18 protein-coding genes are annotated in these 17,234 nt (G+C 61.7%); 8 read left to right on the forward strand and 10 right to left on the reverse strand.

Going from position 1 to position 17,234, the window contains the following annotated elements; genetic code table 11:
• Positions 1–50: 50 nt before the first annotated feature.
• The 5 genes from J3L12_RS06175 to J3L12_RS06195 form a co-directional block, all read right to left on the reverse strand.
• Complete coding sequence (locus tag J3L12_RS06175) at positions 51–1,778, reverse strand: ABC transporter ATP-binding protein (RefSeq protein ID WP_208014214.1); 1,728 nt, start codon at positions 1,776–1,778, stop codon at positions 51–53.
• A gap of 137 nt (positions 1,779–1,915) precedes the next feature.
• Positions 1,916–2,755, reverse strand: coding sequence for a hypothetical protein (locus J3L12_RS06180; protein WP_208014172.1), 840 nt, complete (start codon positions 2,753–2,755; stop codon positions 1,916–1,918).
• A 40-nt stretch (positions 2,756–2,795) separates the two neighbouring features.
• On the reverse strand, positions 2,796–2,993 hold the full coding sequence (locus J3L12_RS06185; protein ID WP_208014218.1) for a hypothetical protein: 198 nt from the start codon (positions 2,991–2,993) through the stop codon (positions 2,796–2,798).
• A 45-nt stretch (positions 2,994–3,038) separates the two neighbouring features.
• Positions 3,039–4,073, reverse strand: coding sequence for a M20/M25/M40 family metallo-hydrolase (locus J3L12_RS06190; protein WP_208014173.1), 1,035 nt, complete (start codon positions 4,071–4,073; stop codon positions 3,039–3,041).
• A gap of 187 nt (positions 4,074–4,260) precedes the next feature.
• Positions 4,261–4,914 carry a response regulator transcription factor gene (locus tag J3L12_RS06195; protein WP_208014174.1) on the reverse strand — a complete coding sequence of 218 codons (654 nt, stop codon included), beginning with the start codon at positions 4,912–4,914 and terminating at the stop codon, positions 4,261–4,263.
• A 207-nt stretch (positions 4,915–5,121) separates the two neighbouring features.
• Between J3L12_RS06195 and J3L12_RS06200 the strand changes: the two genes are divergently transcribed.
• From J3L12_RS06200 to J3L12_RS06215, 4 genes are read left to right on the forward strand one after another with little or no spacing between them, the layout of a single operon-like run.
• The gene (locus J3L12_RS06200; RefSeq protein WP_208014175.1) at positions 5,122–5,634 is read left to right on the forward strand and encodes a TetR/AcrR family transcriptional regulator; all 513 of its coding nucleotides are present in this window, start codon (positions 5,122–5,124) and stop codon (positions 5,632–5,634) included.
• Positions 5,634–5,954, forward strand: coding sequence for a multidrug efflux SMR transporter (locus tag J3L12_RS06205; RefSeq protein WP_208014176.1), 321 nt, complete (start codon positions 5,634–5,636; stop codon positions 5,952–5,954). Before J3L12_RS06200 ends, J3L12_RS06205 begins: the two co-directional genes overlap by 1 nt.
• Entirely contained in the window at positions 5,954–6,307 is a 354-nt protein-coding gene (locus J3L12_RS06210) for a multidrug efflux SMR transporter (RefSeq protein WP_208014177.1), read from the forward strand. Before J3L12_RS06205 ends, J3L12_RS06210 begins: the two co-directional genes overlap by 1 nt.
• Positions 6,304–6,627 (forward strand): multidrug efflux SMR transporter, encoded by a 324-nt coding sequence (locus tag J3L12_RS06215; protein WP_208014178.1) that lies wholly within the window; start codon positions 6,304–6,306, stop codon positions 6,625–6,627. Before J3L12_RS06210 ends, J3L12_RS06215 begins: the two co-directional genes overlap by 4 nt.
• Positions 6,628–6,669: 42 nt before the next feature.
• Here the strand turns inward: J3L12_RS06215 and J3L12_RS06220 are convergent, their stop codons facing one another.
• The gene (locus J3L12_RS06220; protein ID WP_208014179.1) at positions 6,670–7,944 is read right to left on the reverse strand and encodes an ATP-dependent 6-phosphofructokinase; all 1,275 of its coding nucleotides are present in this window, start codon (positions 7,942–7,944) and stop codon (positions 6,670–6,672) included.
• Between the two features lie 154 nt (positions 7,945–8,098).
• On the opposite strand from J3L12_RS06220, the gene J3L12_RS06225 reads away from it, so the two are divergent.
• The 3 genes from J3L12_RS06225 (at position 8,099) to J3L12_RS06235 (ending at position 11,702) form a co-directional block, all read left to right on the forward strand.
• Positions 8,099–8,752 (forward strand): response regulator transcription factor, encoded by a 654-nt coding sequence (locus J3L12_RS06225; protein ID WP_208014180.1) that lies wholly within the window; start codon positions 8,099–8,101, stop codon positions 8,750–8,752.
• Positions 8,745–10,238, forward strand: coding sequence for a GAF domain-containing protein (locus tag J3L12_RS06230; protein WP_208014181.1), 1,494 nt, complete (start codon positions 8,745–8,747; stop codon positions 10,236–10,238). The genes J3L12_RS06225 and J3L12_RS06230 overlap by 8 nt, the downstream gene beginning before the upstream one ends.
• Before the next feature lie 261 nt (positions 10,239–10,499).
• Entirely contained in the window at positions 10,500–11,702 is a 1,203-nt protein-coding gene (locus tag J3L12_RS06235) for an MgtC/SapB family protein (protein WP_208014182.1), read from the forward strand.
• A gap of 12 nt (positions 11,703–11,714) precedes the next feature.
• On the opposite strand, the gene J3L12_RS06240 is transcribed toward J3L12_RS06235, so the two are convergent.
• A complete protein-coding gene (locus J3L12_RS06240; protein ID WP_208014183.1) occupies positions 11,715–12,557 on the reverse strand; it encodes an isoprenyl transferase in 843 nt (280 codons plus the stop codon).
• A gap of 325 nt (positions 12,558–12,882) precedes the next feature.
• Between J3L12_RS06240 and J3L12_RS06245 the strand changes: the two genes are divergently transcribed.
• The gene (locus J3L12_RS06245; protein WP_208014184.1) at positions 12,883–14,031 is read left to right on the forward strand and encodes a phosphopentomutase; all 1,149 of its coding nucleotides are present in this window, start codon (positions 12,883–12,885) and stop codon (positions 14,029–14,031) included.
• Here the strand turns inward: J3L12_RS06245 and J3L12_RS06250 are convergent.
• The 3 genes from J3L12_RS06250 to J3L12_RS06260 are packed head-to-tail and all read right to left on the reverse strand — an operon-like array spanning position 14,028 to position 17,225.
• Positions 14,028–15,419, reverse strand: a complete 1,392-nt coding sequence (locus tag J3L12_RS06250; protein ID WP_208014185.1) for a nicotinate phosphoribosyltransferase — start codon at positions 15,417–15,419, stop codon at positions 14,028–14,030. The two genes, J3L12_RS06245 and J3L12_RS06250, sit on opposite strands and share 4 nt — an antisense overlap.
• A gap of 49 nt (positions 15,420–15,468) precedes the next feature.
• Complete coding sequence (locus tag J3L12_RS06255; RefSeq protein WP_208014186.1) at positions 15,469–16,467, reverse strand: bifunctional nicotinamide-nucleotide adenylyltransferase/Nudix hydroxylase; 999 nt, start codon at positions 16,465–16,467, stop codon at positions 15,469–15,471.
• Positions 16,464–17,225 carry an NUDIX domain-containing protein gene (locus J3L12_RS06260; protein WP_347708852.1) on the reverse strand — a complete coding sequence of 254 codons (762 nt, stop codon included), beginning with the start codon at positions 17,223–17,225 and terminating at the stop codon, positions 16,464–16,466. The genes J3L12_RS06255 and J3L12_RS06260 overlap by 4 nt, the downstream gene beginning before the upstream one ends.
• Positions 17,226–17,234: the final 9 nt, after the last annotated feature.

The raw sequence follows: 17,234 nt of genomic DNA on the forward strand, positions 1-17,234 counted from the left end.
TGCTTATGGCTTATAGCTTTTTCTCGGCTATCCGCTATGGACTATGGGCGCTAATCTACCTCCGCTTGCAAGCGTTGAATACGGTCCAGTTCGGCATAAATGCCCCCTGTGGCCAGGAGCATATCGTGGGTGCCCTCTTCGGCGATTTTGCCGTGTTCCAAGACCACAATCCAGTCGGCGTACTGCAGGGTCGAGGTGCGGTGACCAATCAGGAAGGTGGTCTGCTGGCCCAGTACGCTCTTGAGGCCGGAGAGAATCCGCGACTCGGTTTCGGTGTCTACGGCGCTCATGGCATCGTCCAGAATCAGGATGGGCGGCCTGAGCGCAAGGGCGCGGGCCAGGGCGGTGCGCTGGCGCTGCCCGCCCGAAAGGGTTACGCCGCGTTCACCCAGCGAGGTCTGGTAGCCCTTGGGGAAACTCATGATGTCGTCGTGAACCCCGGCCAGCCTAGCGGCCCACTCGGCCCGCTCGAGATCCACCTCAGGAAGCCCAAAGCAGATGTTCTCGGCCAGGGTATCGGAGAACAGGAAGGGTTCCTGCGGCACCATCCCGATGGCCCGCCGCAGGGTGGCCAGGGGCAAATCCTTCACGTCGTAGCCCCCGACCCGTACCCGGCCCTCAGTGGGATCCAGGAGGCGGGGAATCAGGCTCACCAAAAGGGTCTTGCCGCTGCCGGTGCGCCCGGTGATGCCAAGGGTGGTGCCCTCGGGAATGGTCAGGGTGATGCCCTCCAGCACCTTGCGCCCCCCAAGCTCGAGGCTCACCTCCTCGAACTTGACCTCCCCCCGTAAGACAAAATTCTCAGCCACCCCCTTCTCCCCTTGCGCGAGAAGGGCATTCGGCGGGTTGGCAATACGGGCCGGCTCGTGCCAGAACTCCTCCAGACGCTTGTAGCTCGTCGAGCCCCGCTGGAAGATGGTCAGGGTCCAGCCGAGCCCTACAATCGGCCAGCCCAGCATCATCAGGTAGGCGTTGAACTGCACAAACTGTCCGGCGGTCATCTCACCCCGGATGACCATCCCACCGCCCATCCACAGCACAATCAGGGCGGCAAAGCCCATCAGGAGCCCCATCAGGGCCCGTACCGGGCCGTCCACGCGGGTGAGGGCCAGGCTTTTGGCGATGTAGTCCTTGTTGAGCGCTTGAAAGGCCCTCAACTCGCGCTTTTCCAGGGCAAATCCCTTGACGACCCGAATGCCGGAAAAGTTCTCCTGGGCGCGGGTGGAAATCCTGTCGAAGGATTCCTGGCTTTCACGGTAGCGCTGGTCAATCAGGCGCAAAACGTAGTACATAACGGCAAAAATCACCGGGAAGACCACCGACAAAGCCAGCGCCAGCGGCACACTCACCAGGTACATGGACACCACCGCAAACACCACAAACATCAACAGGCGGCTGCCCATGTTGATGCCCCCACCCAGCATTTCGCGCACCGCGCCCAGGTCGGTGGTGAACTTGTTCATCAGGTCGCCAATGCGATTTTTGCTGTAAAAGTAGCTATCCAGCGAAAGGGCTTTCTGGAACAGATCCATGCGCAGGTCATGTTCGATATAGCGACTGGCCACCACCAAAAGCTGCCGGTTGGCCCAGGAGAAAATGGCCGAGGCCACGGCGGCCCCCACAATAGCCCAGACCCAGACCAGGTACGCCTCCCCGGCCCGGATGGCATCAATGGCCTGGCGCAGGAAATAAGGCGACAGGGCTGCCACCCCCACCGAGGCTATTCCGGCCAGCATGCCCCAGAGGTACTGTGGGCCGTAGCGCCGCAGGTAGGGCATCAGGGCCAGGAGGGGACCAAAAACTGACCGGTCAGTTCTGATGGGGGGCTGGACTTGCGGGTTCGACTGCATCTGCACCACTTTATTCCTCTCGAGGGTTTTGAAGCGTGAGCCTTTCCCAGTTTGGCTGCATGGGGCTAAGGTTGGAGATACTGGGCGAACTCGCCAGCAACCTGCTCCCACGGGGGCTCCAGACCCACCATGCGCCAGGGCTTGGGGGGTGGGGCCTTTTTGAGCAAACGGCGTAGCGGGGTCGGGAGGGGCAGGTAGTCTGCATCGTGCACGTAGAGGAGGCCCTTCACCTTCCCCAGCCTCGAGAGGTAACGGTGCATACCGGCGGCCTCGAGGTCGGTGGGAAGCTCCAGTTTGAGCTCCAGGTGGGCCCCTTCCTGGCGAAGTTCGGCAGGGGCCTTGTCGGCCAGGAACAGACCCAGTTCGTACTGGGCCAGCCCTGCTTGCAAGGCGCTGAGCCATTCAGTGTCACAGAGCAGCATGGGCTGGGCTACCAGCCCAATCAAGTGTGTTCCCGACTGTTTGGGGGGCGTAAAGGAGGGGTGGAGCAGGCGTTTGGTGCGCTCCAGGGCCCGCCTTGCCAGCATGGGGTTCTGGGTCAGGTTCTGCCCGATTTGCGCCGCCAGGCCGGCTACCTCCGGTGAAAGCTCGGCGGGAACCACCAGCACCGGGGGGAGTCCTGGTACAAGCTGCTCGAGGGTCGCATCCAGACCCACCAGCCAGGGGGAGGGGTTGCCCTTGCGGGCCTCCTGGCCCAGTTGCACATCGGGCAAGAGCAGGAAGTCCACCCCCTGGTTTTTCAGACTGAACACCTGTGCCAACACCCGGCGAATTGGAGGGGGAAAGGGAAGCTCCACAGAAGCTTCTTCGGGGCGTATGATTTCCACCTCCAGCGCTTGCAAATAGGGTTCCCAGAAAGGCAGATAGCGGTCGGAAAGCCAACAGTTCAAAACACCTACACGCACCCGTCTATCCTATCGCACTCTTTGATTTGCGACAGACGGGTTACTCCAGACCCATGACGACGCCATCGGTCGGGTTGGTGGGCTTGGAGAGAGGCTCGCCGAGTTGCGCTAAGAACTGGGTAAGGGCCTCGAGGCTCTCAAACTGGTAGAGTTGTCCGCCTGCCTCATCCTTGAGCACGGCCCAAACGCCGCGTGGGTCTTGCCAGAGTTGCAACAAATAGGTTCGGGTCTTCGACATGGCTCCCTCATGCGCGAGGGTAGCAAAGCCGTCGTTACAGAAGCGTTATGTTTGCAGGAGCTGCCGCATAAAGCTGCGGAGGGCCTGGAGGCCCAGATACAGCGATTCAGGCTCGACCCATTCTTCCGGGGTATGCGCACCGCCCCCACGGTACACACTCAGGGTGATGGCCGGGATGCCCGCCTCCACGCCCGCCGAGGCATCGGTGGAGCCCGCGGTGAACTGGGCCTCGAGGCCCACCTCCCCCAGCGCTCTGCGGGCCGCCTCCAGCATGGCCGGGGTGGCCGTGCTGCCCGCAGGGCGCTCGCCCAGCACCTCAAACTCCAGCCGCACGTTGAAACGTCGGGCGGCCTCCATCAAAATTTCTTGTACCTGGGCGGCTTTCTGGGCCAGAACCGGGGCTTCCAGGGCCCGCAGATCGAGCTCGAAGCCCACCTCCTGGGGGATGGCGTTGATGGCCTTGCCGCCCCACAGCCTGCCCACATTCAGGCTGGTATCGCTGGTGCGCTCGAGGGCGTACATCTGGGCCAGGGTCTGCCCCAGCGCCGGCACCGGCGAGGGGGCCTCGCGGTCGCCCCAGGCATGACCGCCGGGGCCCATGAAACAAGCCCGCATCCGGTAGGAACCCGCCGAACGGCTCACAATGCCGGGCAGATAACCATCCACCGCAATCATCTGCCGGGGCCGCAGGTGCTTGACCAGTTGGCGGGCTCCGCGCAGGTTGCCCAGCCCTTCCTCGCCCACGTTGAAAGCTACGGTGCAGCCCAGGGCCACCAGCTCGCTGGCCAGGGCCATCAAGACCGCCACCCCCGAGGAGTTGTCGCCTACCGCCGGGCCATACCAGCGGTTTTGTTCCTTGCGTAAGGGCGTGGGGCTCAGTACGGTGTCAATATGGGCGACCAGCAGGCTGGAGCCCTGACCGGCCCACACATTGCCCAGCTCGTCGGTCTGCGGCTCTAGCCCCTGGGCACGTAGCTGGCGGGCAACCCAGGCTCCACGGGCGGTATCGCCGCCAATCTCGGCAATTTCGCCCAGCAGTAGCACGGGGTCGAGGGTGGTCTCGGTGGCAAGGTTGCTCATCGGGTTTTGATGATACAGGCTTTGTACTGGCTGTGCAGTGGGGATGTAACGCTCAACAGATGGGGGTGGGTGGTGGGAGGTAGGCGGTGGTTTTCAACGTCTACACCCTACTGTCCGGCTGCCACCTCCCAGTGTATGGCTTGGGCTTTTGGCAGTTGCAAACGATAGCACAAAAGCACTCCTGGGCTTACTGTTCGTCGCTCTTTTCCGCCAGGCCCTCGCGCAGGGCGTAGAGGGCGGCCTGGGTGCGGTTGTTCAGGTGTAGCTTCTGGAAGATGTCGGAGAGGCGGTTGCGCACGGTTTTTTCGGAGAGCGAGAGTTCGGAGGCAATCTCGAGGTTGGTGTAGCCCTGGGCAACCAGGCGCAAAATTTGCACTTCCCGCTCCGATAGCTCGGCGTGCTCTTTGGGGGTGGACTCTTGCTTGGCCTTGAAGTCCTGGATAATCTGCTCGGCCATCTCGGCATCCAGCAAGACCTCGCCCTGGTAGACCCGCCGGATGGCCTCCAGCAGTTCCTTGGCGTCGGCGTCCTTGAGCATGTAGCCCCGCGCCCCGGCTTTCACCGCCTCGAAGACGTAGCCGTCCTGGCGATACATCGTCAGCATAATCACTTTGGCCTGGGGCCATTCCTTGAGGATTTCCTGGGTGGCCTGTACGCCGTCGAGGCCGGGCATCTGGATGTCCATCAGGATGATGTCGGGGTGGGCCTCGAGGGCGTGGCGCAGGGCCTCGCGCCCATCTTTGGCTTCGCCCATCACCTTGAAGTCGGGCTCGGCCTCCAGAAGGCTTTTGAGGCCCTGGCGAAACAGTGCGTGGTCGTCGGCAAGCAGGATGCGAATCATTGCAGCGTATTGTATCGCTTGAGCCAGGGTTTTATCGAGTGAGAAAGAGCATTGCGATGGGGGCAAGCAGTAGCGGATGCTTTTCTGAAGCCCAATTCCGGTAGTTTGTAGGTCTTTGGCCCCTAAACCTCCCTGCTCATAAATTGTACCGTCCAGACGGTTGACACAAGACCGTCCAGACGGTATAATTTTGTTTGGAGTGTAGACATGACAGAGATTAAAAACCCAACCATAGAAGCCAGGATGCGGATTTTGCAGGCCGCCGCGGAGGTGATACGGCAGGAAGGCGCAATGGCCCTGACGCTGGATGCGGTAGCAAGGGGAGCTGGGGTCAGCAAAGGGGGACTGCTCCACCATTTCCCCAGCAAGGATGCACTGGTGCGGGGGTTACTGGAATACCAGTTGGATACATTTGAGCAAAGCCTACAAGCCAGCGGCCTACCCTTTGCCGAGGCCTACGTGAAGCTCGGCTCCTACGATGGTTCGCAGGGTCTGCTGCTGGGGATGATGGCGGCGCTGGCCCTGAACCCCAGTTTGCTGGAAGTAGTGCGGGAGCGGTGGCAGCGCTGGTATGCCCAGATTCCTCAGAACCCCGATGTAATGGTAGCGATGCTGGCTACCGACGGCATCTTCATGGCTGACATCCTGCAATTGGGGGTGCCGGAGGGTGATTTTAAACGCGAGGTTTTGCGGCGGATGCTGGAACTGGCGGGTGTCTGATGGCCTGGGCCTTGCTGATTTTGTCGGGGCTTTTCGAGGTGGCCTTTACCACCCTGATGAAGCTCTCCGATGGCTTCAAGAAACCGCTGCCCACGCTGGGGTTTTTCGTTTTTGCGCCTTTGAGCCTGGGGATTCTCTCGCACGTTTTGTTGACCATCCCGGTTGGCACAGCTTACGCAGTCTGGACCGGGATTGGCGCTTTCGGCACGGCGCTGGTGGGCATTTTCTTCTTCAAAGACCCGGTGAACAGGGGGCGCTTATTCTTCCTGACCACCCTGATCCTTTCGGTGATCGAGCTGCGGGTATTCGGGGGTGCGTGATGGCCTGGGTCTATCTTGTTATTGCCGGAATCTTTGAGGTAGGGTTTGCTACCAGCCTCAAGCTCTCGGAAAACTTCAGCAACTGGCCCTATACCATCGGCTTTTTCGTCTGCGCTGCTATCAGCTTTGGGTTGTTGGTGGTTGCTGTCAAGCACATTCCACTGGGCACCGCCTACGCTGTATGGACGGGTATTGGGGCTTTTGGCACCGCGCTGGTGGGAATTCTCTTTTTTGGCGACCCCGCCACCGTGGGCCGAATCGTCTTTCTGGTGCTGCTGATTGGTTCGGTAATCGGCCTCAAGCTGGTCTCACCGGACGACAGTAAACCCGCACAGGTCAAGGAGGTTTCGTGAACGGCTGGGTTTTGCTGCTGCTGGCAATTGTGTCAGAAGTGATCGGTTCGACGGGTCTCAAAGCCTCGCAGGGCTTTAGCAAGCTTGGGCCCTCTGTGGTGGTAGTGATGGGCTATGCCAGCGCCTTCTACTTTCTGAGCCTGGCGCTCAAGACCATTCCGCTCAACACCGCCTATGCAGTCTGGTCGGGGCTGGGTACTGCGCTAATTGCAGTGTTGGGCTGGTTGCTGCTCAAGGAGCCTATGAACGGGGTGATCGCTCTGGGTATTGTTTTGATTATTGTGGGGGTGGTGGTTTTGAACCTGGCCTCGAGGCCCTGACCTCAAATCATTGCGGGGAAGTTCGGCCTACCGGCTTCCCGCTCACATCCCCCTGGGCTGTCCGGTGGCTCCCAGCACTTGTTGCCACAGCTCGCTCTGGGGGTCAATCTGCTTGCGCTTTTGCGTGGCCATAGCGATGGGCACATGGGTAAAGTGCTGGTTCCAGTAGCCCACCATCATGTCGGTGCGCCCGCTCATGCCGGCATGGACGGCATGCTGCCCCAGAGCCAGACAATACTCCGAATCCACCGCGTTGGCCGGTACGCTACGAATGATGTAGCTGGGGTCAATGTATTTGATGGTGGCCTCCAGGCCCTTCTGGTCGAAATGCCGGCCAATGGCCTCTTTGAGGAAATGCCCGATGTCCTTCAGCCGGACGTTGCCCGAAGCATCCCTGGTCACTTCTCCTTCGATCAAGTCCTGACCGGCCCCTTCGGCCAGGGCAATAACCGCATGGTGGCGGGTTAGCAGGCGCTCTTCCAGGGCGGCCAGGAAGCCCTCCAGGCTAAAGGGTACCTCGGGTACCAGACAGAAGTTTACATCGGCGTTGGCCAGGGTGGCGTGGGCGGTGATGAAGCCGCTGTGGCGGCCCATTAGCTTGACCAGCCCGATGCCGTTGTAGGCTCCCCGGGCCTCGGCGTGGGCAGCTTCCAGCGCCCTGGTGGCCTCCTCGACGGCGGTGGCCACACCAAAGCTGCGCTCGATCCACTCGATGTCGTTATCTATGGTTTTTGGGATGCCAATCACGCTGATGGCCAGGTTCCGCTTCTGTAGCTCCTGAGCCAGGGCCGAGGCCCCCCGCAGGGTACCGTCGCCGCCTACTGCAAACAGAATTCGCACCCCCAGTTGCTGCAAGCGCTCGATCATGTCGGCGGGTTCCTGGGGGCCTCTCGAGGAGCCCAGCATGGTGCCGCCATCGTCGTGGATGTCCTGTACCATCTCGGGGGTCAGGAGCAGGGGTTCGATGCCCTGGCTGGCGGCCAACCCGGCGTAGCCATAGCGGAACCCGTAGATGCGCTTCACCCCATAGCTGTAGCTGAGGGTCATCACCACCGAGCGAATCACATCGTTCAGGCCGGGGCAGAGCCCACCACAGGTCACGATGCCGCAAGCGATTTCGGCGGGGTTGAAAAAAATCTGGCGGCGGGGGCCGGCTAGCTCGAAAGTGGCGGGTGGGTTTTGCAGCTCATCCAGCATGGAAGCCAACAACACCCGGCTGTTGTCCTCCACAAATACATCCCGCTGGTTTTGCAGGGGGCTCTGGAAGCGGGCCGGGCCCAGGATGGGAATTTGAGTGTTGGGAGTACGGTTTTGCACAGAGGCTATCTTATCGGTTGGTTGGGGCTCTACAGCAGGGGCTTTTAGCCTCTACCTGCCTATAGGGTTCGGCATCAGAAGCGAATTTTATGGTTCCTGACACAAGAAACCTATGTCCCTGGTGAGCCTGACAACCACAGTGTACCCTAAAACTATGAGCCATCCCGGCCCAAAGGCAAGCCTGGGGGTTTTGCTGGTGGACGACCATGCGGTGGTGCGCCAGGGGTTGCGGATGTTTCTGGCTACCGACGAGGGGCTTTATGTGGTGGGCGAGGCCGAAAACGGGCAGGAGGCGCTGGAGAAGGTGGCCGCCTTGCACCCTGATGTGGTGCTGATGGACTTGCTGATGCCGGTGATGGACGGGGTACAGGCGACCCGTCAGATTAAAGCGCGCTTTCCCGAGGTGGAGGTGATTGTCCTGACCAGTGTGTTGAACGATCACCTGGTAACCGAAGCCATTCATGCGGGCGCTACGGGCTATCTGCTCAAGGATACCCACCCCGAAGAACTGGTGGAAGCCATCCATGCGGCAGGCCGGGGTGAGGTGCGGCTGCATCCCGAGGCCGCCAGGCGGCTGGCCCAGGAGGTACGCACCGCCGAAATGCGCGAAGCCCTGACCCCCAGGGAGACCGAAATCCTGCGATTGGTGGGGCGGGGGTTGTCTAACAAGCGCATCGCCCAGCAGCTCGAGCTATCCGAGCTGACCGTCAAGACCCACGTTTCCAATCTGCTGTCCAAGCTGGGGCTGTCCTCGCGCACCCAGGCGGCTTTGTTTGCCATCAAGGAAGGGTTGATTGGGCTTGAGTGACTTCCTGCTTCAGCTTGACTCCAGAACCCTGGCGGGGTTTTTGCAGGCTACCCGCGACGCGGTTCTGATTGCCTCTACCGAGCGCAAGCTGGTGTACGCCAACCGGGCGGCCCAGGACTTGCTGGGTTATAGCCTGGAGGAGCTGCAAGCCAGGGACATCCTGGACTGGATTGCGCCGCCCTACCGTGAGTGGGTGGCCGAACGCATCCAGCAGAACCGCACCGCCGCGCCGGGCATCTTCGAGATAGCCCTGGTACGTAAGGACGGAAGCTGGCGGTATGTGCGCTACTCCATCCTGTATCTGGAAATTGAAGGCCAGATGTACGGAGCGGCCATAGCCCATGACCTCACCGAGACCCGCCAGACCCTGCGCCGCCTTGAAGCGCTCTACCAGGCCGACGAAAAGCTCTATGCCTCCCTCGAGCTCGATGAGGTCTTGCAGGCGCTGGTAGATGTGTGTGTGGATCTGCTGGGGGCTGACAAAAGCTGCATCCTGATTTGGGATGAAACCCACCAGCACCTCATTACCCGCGCCCAGCGGGGGTTTACCTCGCAGTTTGTGCAGACCATGAACGAGTATGCCGGGCGTGGCCTGCTGGTCCACGCGGCCCGGAGCGGCGAGACGGTGGTGGTACAGGACACCCACCAGGATGAGCGGGTAGCCCGGCAGGTGACCGACCCCGAGGGTATAAGGGCCTTCATGCACATCCCCATACGCCTGAATGGCGAGGTGTTTGGGGTTTTTAGCGTGGATAACGTACGTCCCCACACCCTGGGCCCCGAGGAGCAGCGGGCTTTTACCTCGCTGGCCCGGCGGGCCGCCGTGGCCATTCGCAACGCCCGCCTCTACGCCGAGGCCCAGGGCAAGGCGGCCCTCGAGGAGCGCCAGAAGCTGGCCCGCAACCTGCACGACTCGGTTTCACAGGCCATCTATGGCATTGCGCTGGGGGTACGCACCGCCAAAACCCAACTGGCTCGCAACCCCGAACAGGCCCCCGCAGCCCTGGACTTCGTGATGAACCTGGCCGAGGCCGCCACCGCCGAGATGCGGGCCTTGATCTTCGAGTTGCGCCCGGAGTCGCTTCAGCAAGAAGGGTTGGTCGCAGCCCTGTCCAAGCAGGCCGCGGCTGCCAGGGCCCGTCATGGTCTTCGCCTCGAGGCCAGTCTATGCCCCGAGCCTGCTCTGAGCCTGGAAGCCAAAGAAGCCCTTTACCGCGTAGCTCAGGAAGCCCTCAACAACATCGCCAAACACGCCAGAGCCCACAAAGTACACCTGCGCTTGCAGCAGGAAGACGGCATGGTGCGGCTCGAGGTCTGCGACGATGGGGTGGGTTTTGACAACCAGCGCGAGTATCCGGGCCATCTGGGCCTGGTTTCCATGCGTGAGCGCATCGAGCGTCTGGGGGGTCGCTTCTGGATAGAAAGCAGTCCTGGTGCAGGTACTACAGTGCAGGCGGTGCTCCCTTTGCCGGATCAGGCTCGCTAAACCACTTGTACAGACCATCTTCTTCGACTCGTTACCCGCTCGACAACTCCGTCAAGGGGCATTGGGGGGTGGGTAGGTAGGCGGTGGGTTTTCAACGCCTGCACCCTATTTCCTACCTCCTACCTCCTTGGGTACGCAGGGTGTTCGAGTTAAGGATGGCATTACCCGATAGGTTCAGGCGCGTAGGGTTTCAGGAATCCCTTTAGCTCTAACAACTACTGTGGGGGCGTTGTATTGCTCAAAAAGTAGTAGCGTAAAGAAGTGCAAGAGCAGCTATGGCATTTGCTGGCCGCCACCCTGATTGGGTTTGCGGTGGGCCTCGAGCGCGAACGTGCCAAAGTCGAGCGTCAGGGCTCGGCTATTGGGGGGGTGCGTACCTTCACCCTGCTGGGGTTGCTGGGCGGAGTAAGCGCCCTTGGGCCAAACCTGTGGTTACCGGCGGCGGGGCTATTGGCGGTGGCAGGCCTGGCGGTGTACTCGCTCAAAAACAGCCGCGATGCCACCAGCCAGGTGGCTGCCCTGACCGTGTATGTGCTGGGGGTGTTGTGCGGTCTGGGCACCGTGCTGCCGGCCCTGTTTGCGGGGGCCTTGCTGCTGGGGTTCCTGGCCTTCCACGACGAGCTGCATGCTTTTGCGGGCGGTATCGAGCGGAGCGAGGTCGAGGCGGCGGTGTTGCTGGCCTTGCTGCTCGGGGTGGTCTACCCCCTGCTTCCCGATGCCAACTATGGCCCCTATGGGGTCTGGAATCCCCGTGAAATCTGGCAGGTGGTCTTGCTGGTGGCCGGGGTCAACTTTGTGGGTTATCTGGCCCTGCGCTTGCTGGGTTCCAAAGGCTTGTGGGCAGCGGCCTTGTTGGGGGGCCTGGTCTCGTCCACTGCCGTCACCCTTTCGATGGTGGCCCAGAGCCGTGCGAACCCCGGCCAGAACCCGCTCTGGGCCAGTGGGGCCGTGTTGTCCTCCCAGATGATGTTAGGGCGGATTCTGGTCTGGAGCGCCACGGCGCCCGCCCTCTTGCAGGTGCTCTGGCTCCCGATCCTGGTGTGGCTGCTATGGGGATTGCTAACGGCGGCCTGGCTGGCCCGGCGGGATCGGGGTGTGTCGGAAAGTGTACCCGTGCAAAACCCCTTGCAGCTCCAGAGCGCTTTGCTTTTTGCTGGGGTCTATGCGCTGGTCAAGCTGCTGACCCGTGTGGGCCTCGAGGTCTTCGGGAGTACGGGGGTTTATGTGGTGAGCGCCCTCTCGGGGGTGGCCGATGTGGACGCCATATCGCTCTCGCTGGCGCGTCTGGCGGGCAATGGGCAGTTGGTCTTGCAGGTGGCCTCCATCGCCATCCTAATGGCCGCTTTGAGCAACACCGCGTTCAAAACCGCGCTGTCGTTTGGGGCCCGGGGACTGGGCGTTTATGTGGCGCTGGGGCTCCTGCCGGGTGGGTTGCTGGCTTTGCTGATAGCGCTGGCCCGGTGAGTGCCGGGGTGCTCACTTCCCAAAGCGCCGCTCGCGCTTCTGGTAGTCGCGCACCGCCCTTAAGAAGTCCACCTTGCGGAAGGCGGGCCAGAAGGCATCGAAGAAGTAGTACTCGCTGTAGGCAGCCTGCCACAGCAAAAAGCCCGAGAGCCGGATCTCGCCCGAGGTGCGGATGATGAAGTCGGGGTCGGGTACGCCCGCTGTGTAGAGCCGCTCGGAGATGTGTTCCATGTCCAGCTCGGCAGCCAGTTCTTCCGGCGACTTGCCGGTCTTGGCGGCCTCGAGCAAAAGCTGCTTGACGGCATCCACAATTTCTTCCCGCCCCCCGTAGCCCATGGCGATATTCAGGAGCATCCCGCTGTGGTGTTCGGTGGCTTTTTCCAGCTCCTCGAGGGCTTCCAGCACCTTGGGGGGAAAGCGGTCGTGCCGCCCAATCACCTTGACCCGCACCTCGTTGGCATGAATGCGGGGATCCTGGGCCATGCGCTTGGCTTCCTGAACAAAGAGGCGCATGAGCGTCTCGACTTCGGTCTGGCTGCGGTTGAAGTTGTCGGTGGAAAAGACCCAGATGGTCACGGTAGGAATCTTGAGCTCCAGGCACCACTCCAGCACTTCGTAGGCCTTCTGTACCCCGAACTCGTGGCCCTGGTGCGCTTCCAGGCCCAACTCCCTGGCAAAGCGGCGGTTGCCGTCCAGAATCATCCCCAGGTGCTTAGGAACCTGCCCCTGGCGTACCTCGGCCTCGACCCGTTTCTCGTACCACCAGTAGAGCGGCTTGAGCAGAGCGCTAAAGAGCCGTACCAGTTGTTGTCGAATCGAACCTTTGGGAATGCGCACCGGTGATGTTGCTGCCATGAGGCACCTCAACCCATTTAGTTTAGCGGGAAGTCTGTAGCCGTGATGTGCAAGTTTGGCGAAACAGCAGGCTTTTATCGTTTTCCCCTTTCCCCTTGCGGGAGAGGGTGGCGACAGCGCCGGCTGGTTTGGTGCTCCTTTTGCCAAATATTACAGTTCTGGCGGTAACCGCTGTCGCCGGGTGAGGGGTTGAAGCGACGATGCCCGGGCAAATCGTAAGAGCCTGGGTGAAACAGCACTTATCGTGCTTTTCACAGACGAGGCTGCCCGTCCAGGTATGCGGTAGAAGCCAGAGCGCCGACTTCTCTTCCAGTATGCTTGAGGCATGAAGATTACCACCATCGTGCTGGACTCGGTGGGCCTGGGCTACCTGCCTGACGCCACCCAGTTTGGCGATGAAGGGGCCGATACCCTCGACCACACCGTACTCAAAACCGGCCTCGAGCTTCCCCACCTGGCCTCGCTGGGGCTGGGCCACGTACCGGGGGTTCACACCCTTCCCAGGGTTGAAGTGCCTTTGGGGGCCTTTGGGCGCATGATTGAGGTAAACCCCGGCAAGGACACCTCCACCGGCCACTGGGAGTTTGTGGGGATTCACCTCGAGCACCCCTTCCAGGTTTTTCCACAGGGTTATCCACAGGATTTTCTGGCGCAGTACCTCCAGCGCATCGGGGTAGAGGGCTACCTGCTCAACCGGCCCTACTCGGGCACCGAGGCCATCCGCGACTACGGCGACGAACACTTGCGCACAGGTTTTCCCATCGTCTACACCTCGGCAGACTCGGTGTTTCAGGTTGCCGCACATATCGGCAAGGTGCCCCTGGAAACGCTTTATGCCTGGTGCCAGACCGCCCGCGAGATGCTGGTGGGGCCGCTGGCCTGCGCCCGGGTGATTGCCCGCCCCTTCGAGGGTGAGCCGGGCCACTACTCCCGCCGCGAAGACCTACGCAAAGACTTTGCCCTGGAGCCTCCGCCCAATGTGCTGGATGTAATCTATGCCGGGGGATTGGAGGTGGTGGGGGTGGGCAAAATCCCCGACATCTACGCCCACCGGGGCTTTACCCGCGAGGTCAAGGCCGGCAGCAATGACCTGGGCATGGAGCACACCCTGGAACTGATGCGTGAGCCTTTCTCGGGCCTGATCTTTACCAATCTGGTAGATTTCGATGCCAAGTACGGCCACCGCCGCAACCCCCAGGGCTACGCCGAGGCCCTGGCCGCCTTCGACACCCGGCTACCAGAGTTTCGGGCAGCTCTGGGCCCCGAGGACTACCTTTTCATCGTTTCCGACCACGGCAACGACCCCACCTACCGGGGCACCGATCACACCCGCGAGTACGGGATGCTTCTGGTTGTGGGGCCCGGCATGGCCGGCAAAGACCTGGGTACCCGTGCCAGCTTTGCCGACCTGGCGGCAAGCTGGGCTAGAGCCTTCGGGCTTGGCTGGGAAGGGCCGGGCGTAAGTGTGCTCTAGCCGTTCGCCCGCACTTCTTCCCAGGTGTAGCGCCTGGTAATTTCGCCGTTCTCGAACACGGTGTGCAGGATGCTCTGGGGGTGCTGGGCAGGCTCATCGGCTTCCAGCTCCACCGTGCGAATGCCGCGCTCATCGCGGATGACGTCGAGGCGCCCCTTCTTGGAAAGTTTGCCGGGATCATCTACCGGGCTCTTGCTTACCCCGTAGGTCTGGCCGTCTACGGTTACCAGGTGCAGCTTCTGGGCGAACTTCTGGGTGTCGCGGTGGGGGTGTTGCAAGAGGGCCCCGCCCATGCCGAAAGCCACGTTGGAGGCGCTATAGCCCCACTGCTCGAGCAAAAACAGCACCTTGCGGATGGTGTCGGCATTGACCCCGTCACCCTGAATCACCCGCACCCCATTCAACACCTTGAAACCCTTTTTGTTGGTCGTCGCGCCGAATCTGGCTTCCAGGGTCTGTACCGTGCGCAGCACCACAAAGGGCGGGTCGCCCGAGTCGGGGCGGATGACCGCAGTGGCCCCGGATTTTTGGATCAGCTCGCGCAGCTCCTCGCCGATAATCTGGCTCACGGCGTGCTCGCGGTTGTAGGAGTCAATCACCATGGCAAATAGCGCCCCCGGCTTGCCGAAGGTCTCGATCATCTGCCGGTAGGCCCGGGCTTCGCCCGAACGGCCAAAGCTGGTCACGGTGGAGTGCTCCATGGCCGGAATGGAGTAGCCGGCCATCTCGGCTCCGTAGTAGTTGCGGGCGTATATCAGGGCCGTTACGGTGTCGGTGCCCATGAAGTTGACCAGGTGGGCCATTCCGCCCAGACCGGCGCTCTCGAGGCTGCTCACGCCCCGTGCGCCAAAGTCGTGCAGCTTGAAGGGCAGCTCGGCCTCGGGGTCGTCGGCGGTTTTTTCCAGGGCGGCCTGGATAATCTGCTTGATTTGCCACGAGATCGTGCAGACTGTGGTGGGATACCAGACCGCCCGCAGCAGGGCGGTCTCGAGCCAGCCGGGCAGCCAGGGCACCCGGGGGTCGGTGCTCTCGATAATCACCAGCGGGTTGTGGACGGGAATCACCGCCCCTTCCGGCACGGCCCGGATGCGCACCGGTAGCCTGCCGCCCAGCTCCTTGGCAATGTAGCGCCAGCCGTCGGTCGGGAAGGGCAAGCCGTGGGCGGTAAAGACGGCCTGGGCCTCCTCCACATCGGCCATACTGACCCCTTTGGACAGGTACTCCATCAAAAAGGCTTGCAGCCCGAAGAAGCGTACAAAGTTGGAGTCGCCGCCCCGGCTCTCGATGTACCAGCTGGCGTAGGTCATGCCTTTGGGAAACTGGGCAAAGTGGCTGGCTTTGTAGCTGTCGGTGTTGAGAATCAGGTTGCGGGGGTTGAGGGGGTTCATAGCACTCTCCTTTCTTGAACGATAGGGTTATGGACGTCTGCGGCGTGGATCATGGGTTATGACGCTCCAGGAACCAGCGGATTTCCTGGTAGTGGTCTTCGAAGAAGCGGGCCTGGTGCTGGGGGAGTTGGTGCAGGGGTAGCCAGAAGGCACGGGCTGCATCGTCCTGGCCCTGCACAAAAGGGGGTGGGGTATCGCCCAGGTTGAAGAAGTGGCCAAAGCTAATCACCCTGCCGCGCAGGCTTCGGCCGGGGTAGTCGAAAGCCTTGGTGGCGCTGAGCTGCGAGGGCTTTAGCGCCAGGCCGGTTTCCTCGCGCAGCTCGCGCAAGGCGGCCTCGAGCAGGGTCTCCTTCAGCTCCACATAGCCCCCCGGTAGGGCCCAGGCACCCTTGCTGAGCGAACCGGCGCGTTCGACCAGCAGCACCTGCGCCTGGGCCAGCACCATTGCGTCGGTGGCGACGTGCACGATGGGATAGGGGTAGCGCTGCTCGAGCGAACGGTAATACTGGAGCGTTTTCCACTCGGCCTGCAGACGGCCAAACTCCGCCGTGGTGGCAAACTGCTCCATGAACTGCCGCACCGCCTCGGGCACCATGGCCTTCCAGTCGGCGCTCCCGGCAAAATAGCTATTGCGCACGTCGGTGGCGTTGAGGGGGCTCGCCACCCCACTGGGCTCAAAGGGCCAGTTGCCAAAGCCGTGCAGGTAGTAGCTGCTCTCGTCCTTGTGGTAGCCGGTGATGCAGATTTCGGCGTTGCTGCCAGCAATGGCCTCGACCGCAGCGCGCACCGTGCGGAACCAGCGGGGGTCGTCGTAGAAGTCGTCCGGTACGGCCACAAAGTGAAGCCGCTGAGCTGCTTCTGTATCCAGACTTGCCTTGATCATGGCCTCGCGCTCTTCGGCGCTGAAGGGGTTTTTGGGGGTGGGGTAGCACAGCGCACTGCCCAGCACCACAATCAGCCGATCAAAACGAGCCAAAGCGCGGGTGATGGTCTCGAGGTGAGCCCTGTGCGGCGGCTGGAAGCGCCCTATGAATACAGCGGTTTTCATGCTCCCCTCCGGAAGCGGTACAGCTCGGCGGGCCGGAAGCCCACTCCGCGCTCGAGTTCGCCGGTGGCCTCGAGCATCCCCGAGGCCAGCATCTTGCGCCGGAAGGAGTCCTTGTTGAGCTTTTTTTGCAGGATGATCTCGTGGACAGCCTGTAGCTGTCGCAGGGTAAAGCGCTCGGGCAGCAACTCAAAACCAATCGGGGTATAGCCGAGTTTGCCGCGAATGCGCCGCACGGCCACGGCCAGAATCTCGGCGTGGTCGAAGGCCAGCGAATATTTCTTGTGTTTGTTATCGTAAATCTCCACACTGCCCACTCCTTCCGGGATGCGCAGCTTGAAAAGTGCGGTCTCCTCGCCCACTTCACGGATGTGGCTGGCCTCTACCAGGGCGTAATAAGCCACACTGATGACCCGCGTACGCGGGTCGCGCTCAGGGCTGCCAAAGGTGTAGAGCTGCTCGAGATAGATGGGGTGATGGGTAGCGCCTTCTCTTTCGAGCCCTACCACGCCCTCCAGCCCGGCCTTTTGTCGCAGAACCCGCGCAGCGGCCTCGTCCAGCGACTCGTGTACTTGAACGAAACCGCCCGGCAGGCTCCAGTAGTTAAGGAAGGGATGCTCCTTACGCTTGACCAGCAAGGCTTGCAGGTGCCCTTCGCGCAGGGTCAGGATGACCACGTCAACCGAAACCGAAGGCCTATCGTAAATGCTGGCATCGTAGTTATCCAGAAAATGCTGTTCTTCATGGGGGCGTCGGTTCACCAGGAATCC

The sequence above is a fragment of the Meiothermus sp. CFH 77666 genome (assembly GCF_017497985.1).
Taxonomy (GTDB): Bacteria; Deinococcota; Deinococci; order Deinococcales; family Thermaceae; genus Meiothermus.

Coding starts and splice junctions, on each gene's coding strand:
- J3L12_RS06195 (WP_208014174.1), bottom strand. CDS start 4,914: ATGATTCGCATCCTGCTTGCCGACGACCACGCACTGTTTCGCCAGGGC.
- J3L12_RS06185 (WP_208014218.1), bottom strand. CDS start 2,993: ATGTCGAAGACCCGAACCTATTTGTTGCAACTCTGGCAAGACCCACGC.
- J3L12_RS06255 (WP_208014186.1), bottom strand. CDS start 16,467: ATGAAAACCGCTGTATTCATAGGGCGCTTCCAGCCGCCGCACAGGGCT.
- J3L12_RS06245 (WP_208014184.1), top strand. CDS start 12,883: ATGAAGATTACCACCATCGTGCTGGACTCGGTGGGCCTGGGCTACCTG.
- J3L12_RS06250 (WP_208014185.1), bottom strand. CDS start 15,419: ATGAACCCCCTCAACCCCCGCAACCTGATTCTCAACACCGACAGCTAC.
- J3L12_RS06225 (WP_208014180.1), top strand. CDS start 8,099: ATGAGCCATCCCGGCCCAAAGGCAAGCCTGGGGGTTTTGCTGGTGGAC.
- J3L12_RS06200 (WP_208014175.1), top strand. CDS start 5,122: ATGACAGAGATTAAAAACCCAACCATAGAAGCCAGGATGCGGATTTTG.
- J3L12_RS06175 (WP_208014214.1), bottom strand. CDS start 1,778: ATGCCCTACCTGCGGCGCTACGGCCCACAGTACCTCTGGGGCATGCTG.
- J3L12_RS06190 (WP_208014173.1), bottom strand. CDS start 4,073: ATGAGCAACCTTGCCACCGAGACCACCCTCGACCCCGTGCTACTGCTG.
- J3L12_RS06240 (WP_208014183.1), bottom strand. CDS start 12,557: ATGGCAGCAACATCACCGGTGCGCATTCCCAAAGGTTCGATTCGACAA.
- J3L12_RS06210 (WP_208014177.1), top strand. CDS start 5,954: ATGGCCTGGGTCTATCTTGTTATTGCCGGAATCTTTGAGGTAGGGTTT.
- J3L12_RS06205 (WP_208014176.1), top strand. CDS start 5,634: ATGGCCTGGGCCTTGCTGATTTTGTCGGGGCTTTTCGAGGTGGCCTTT.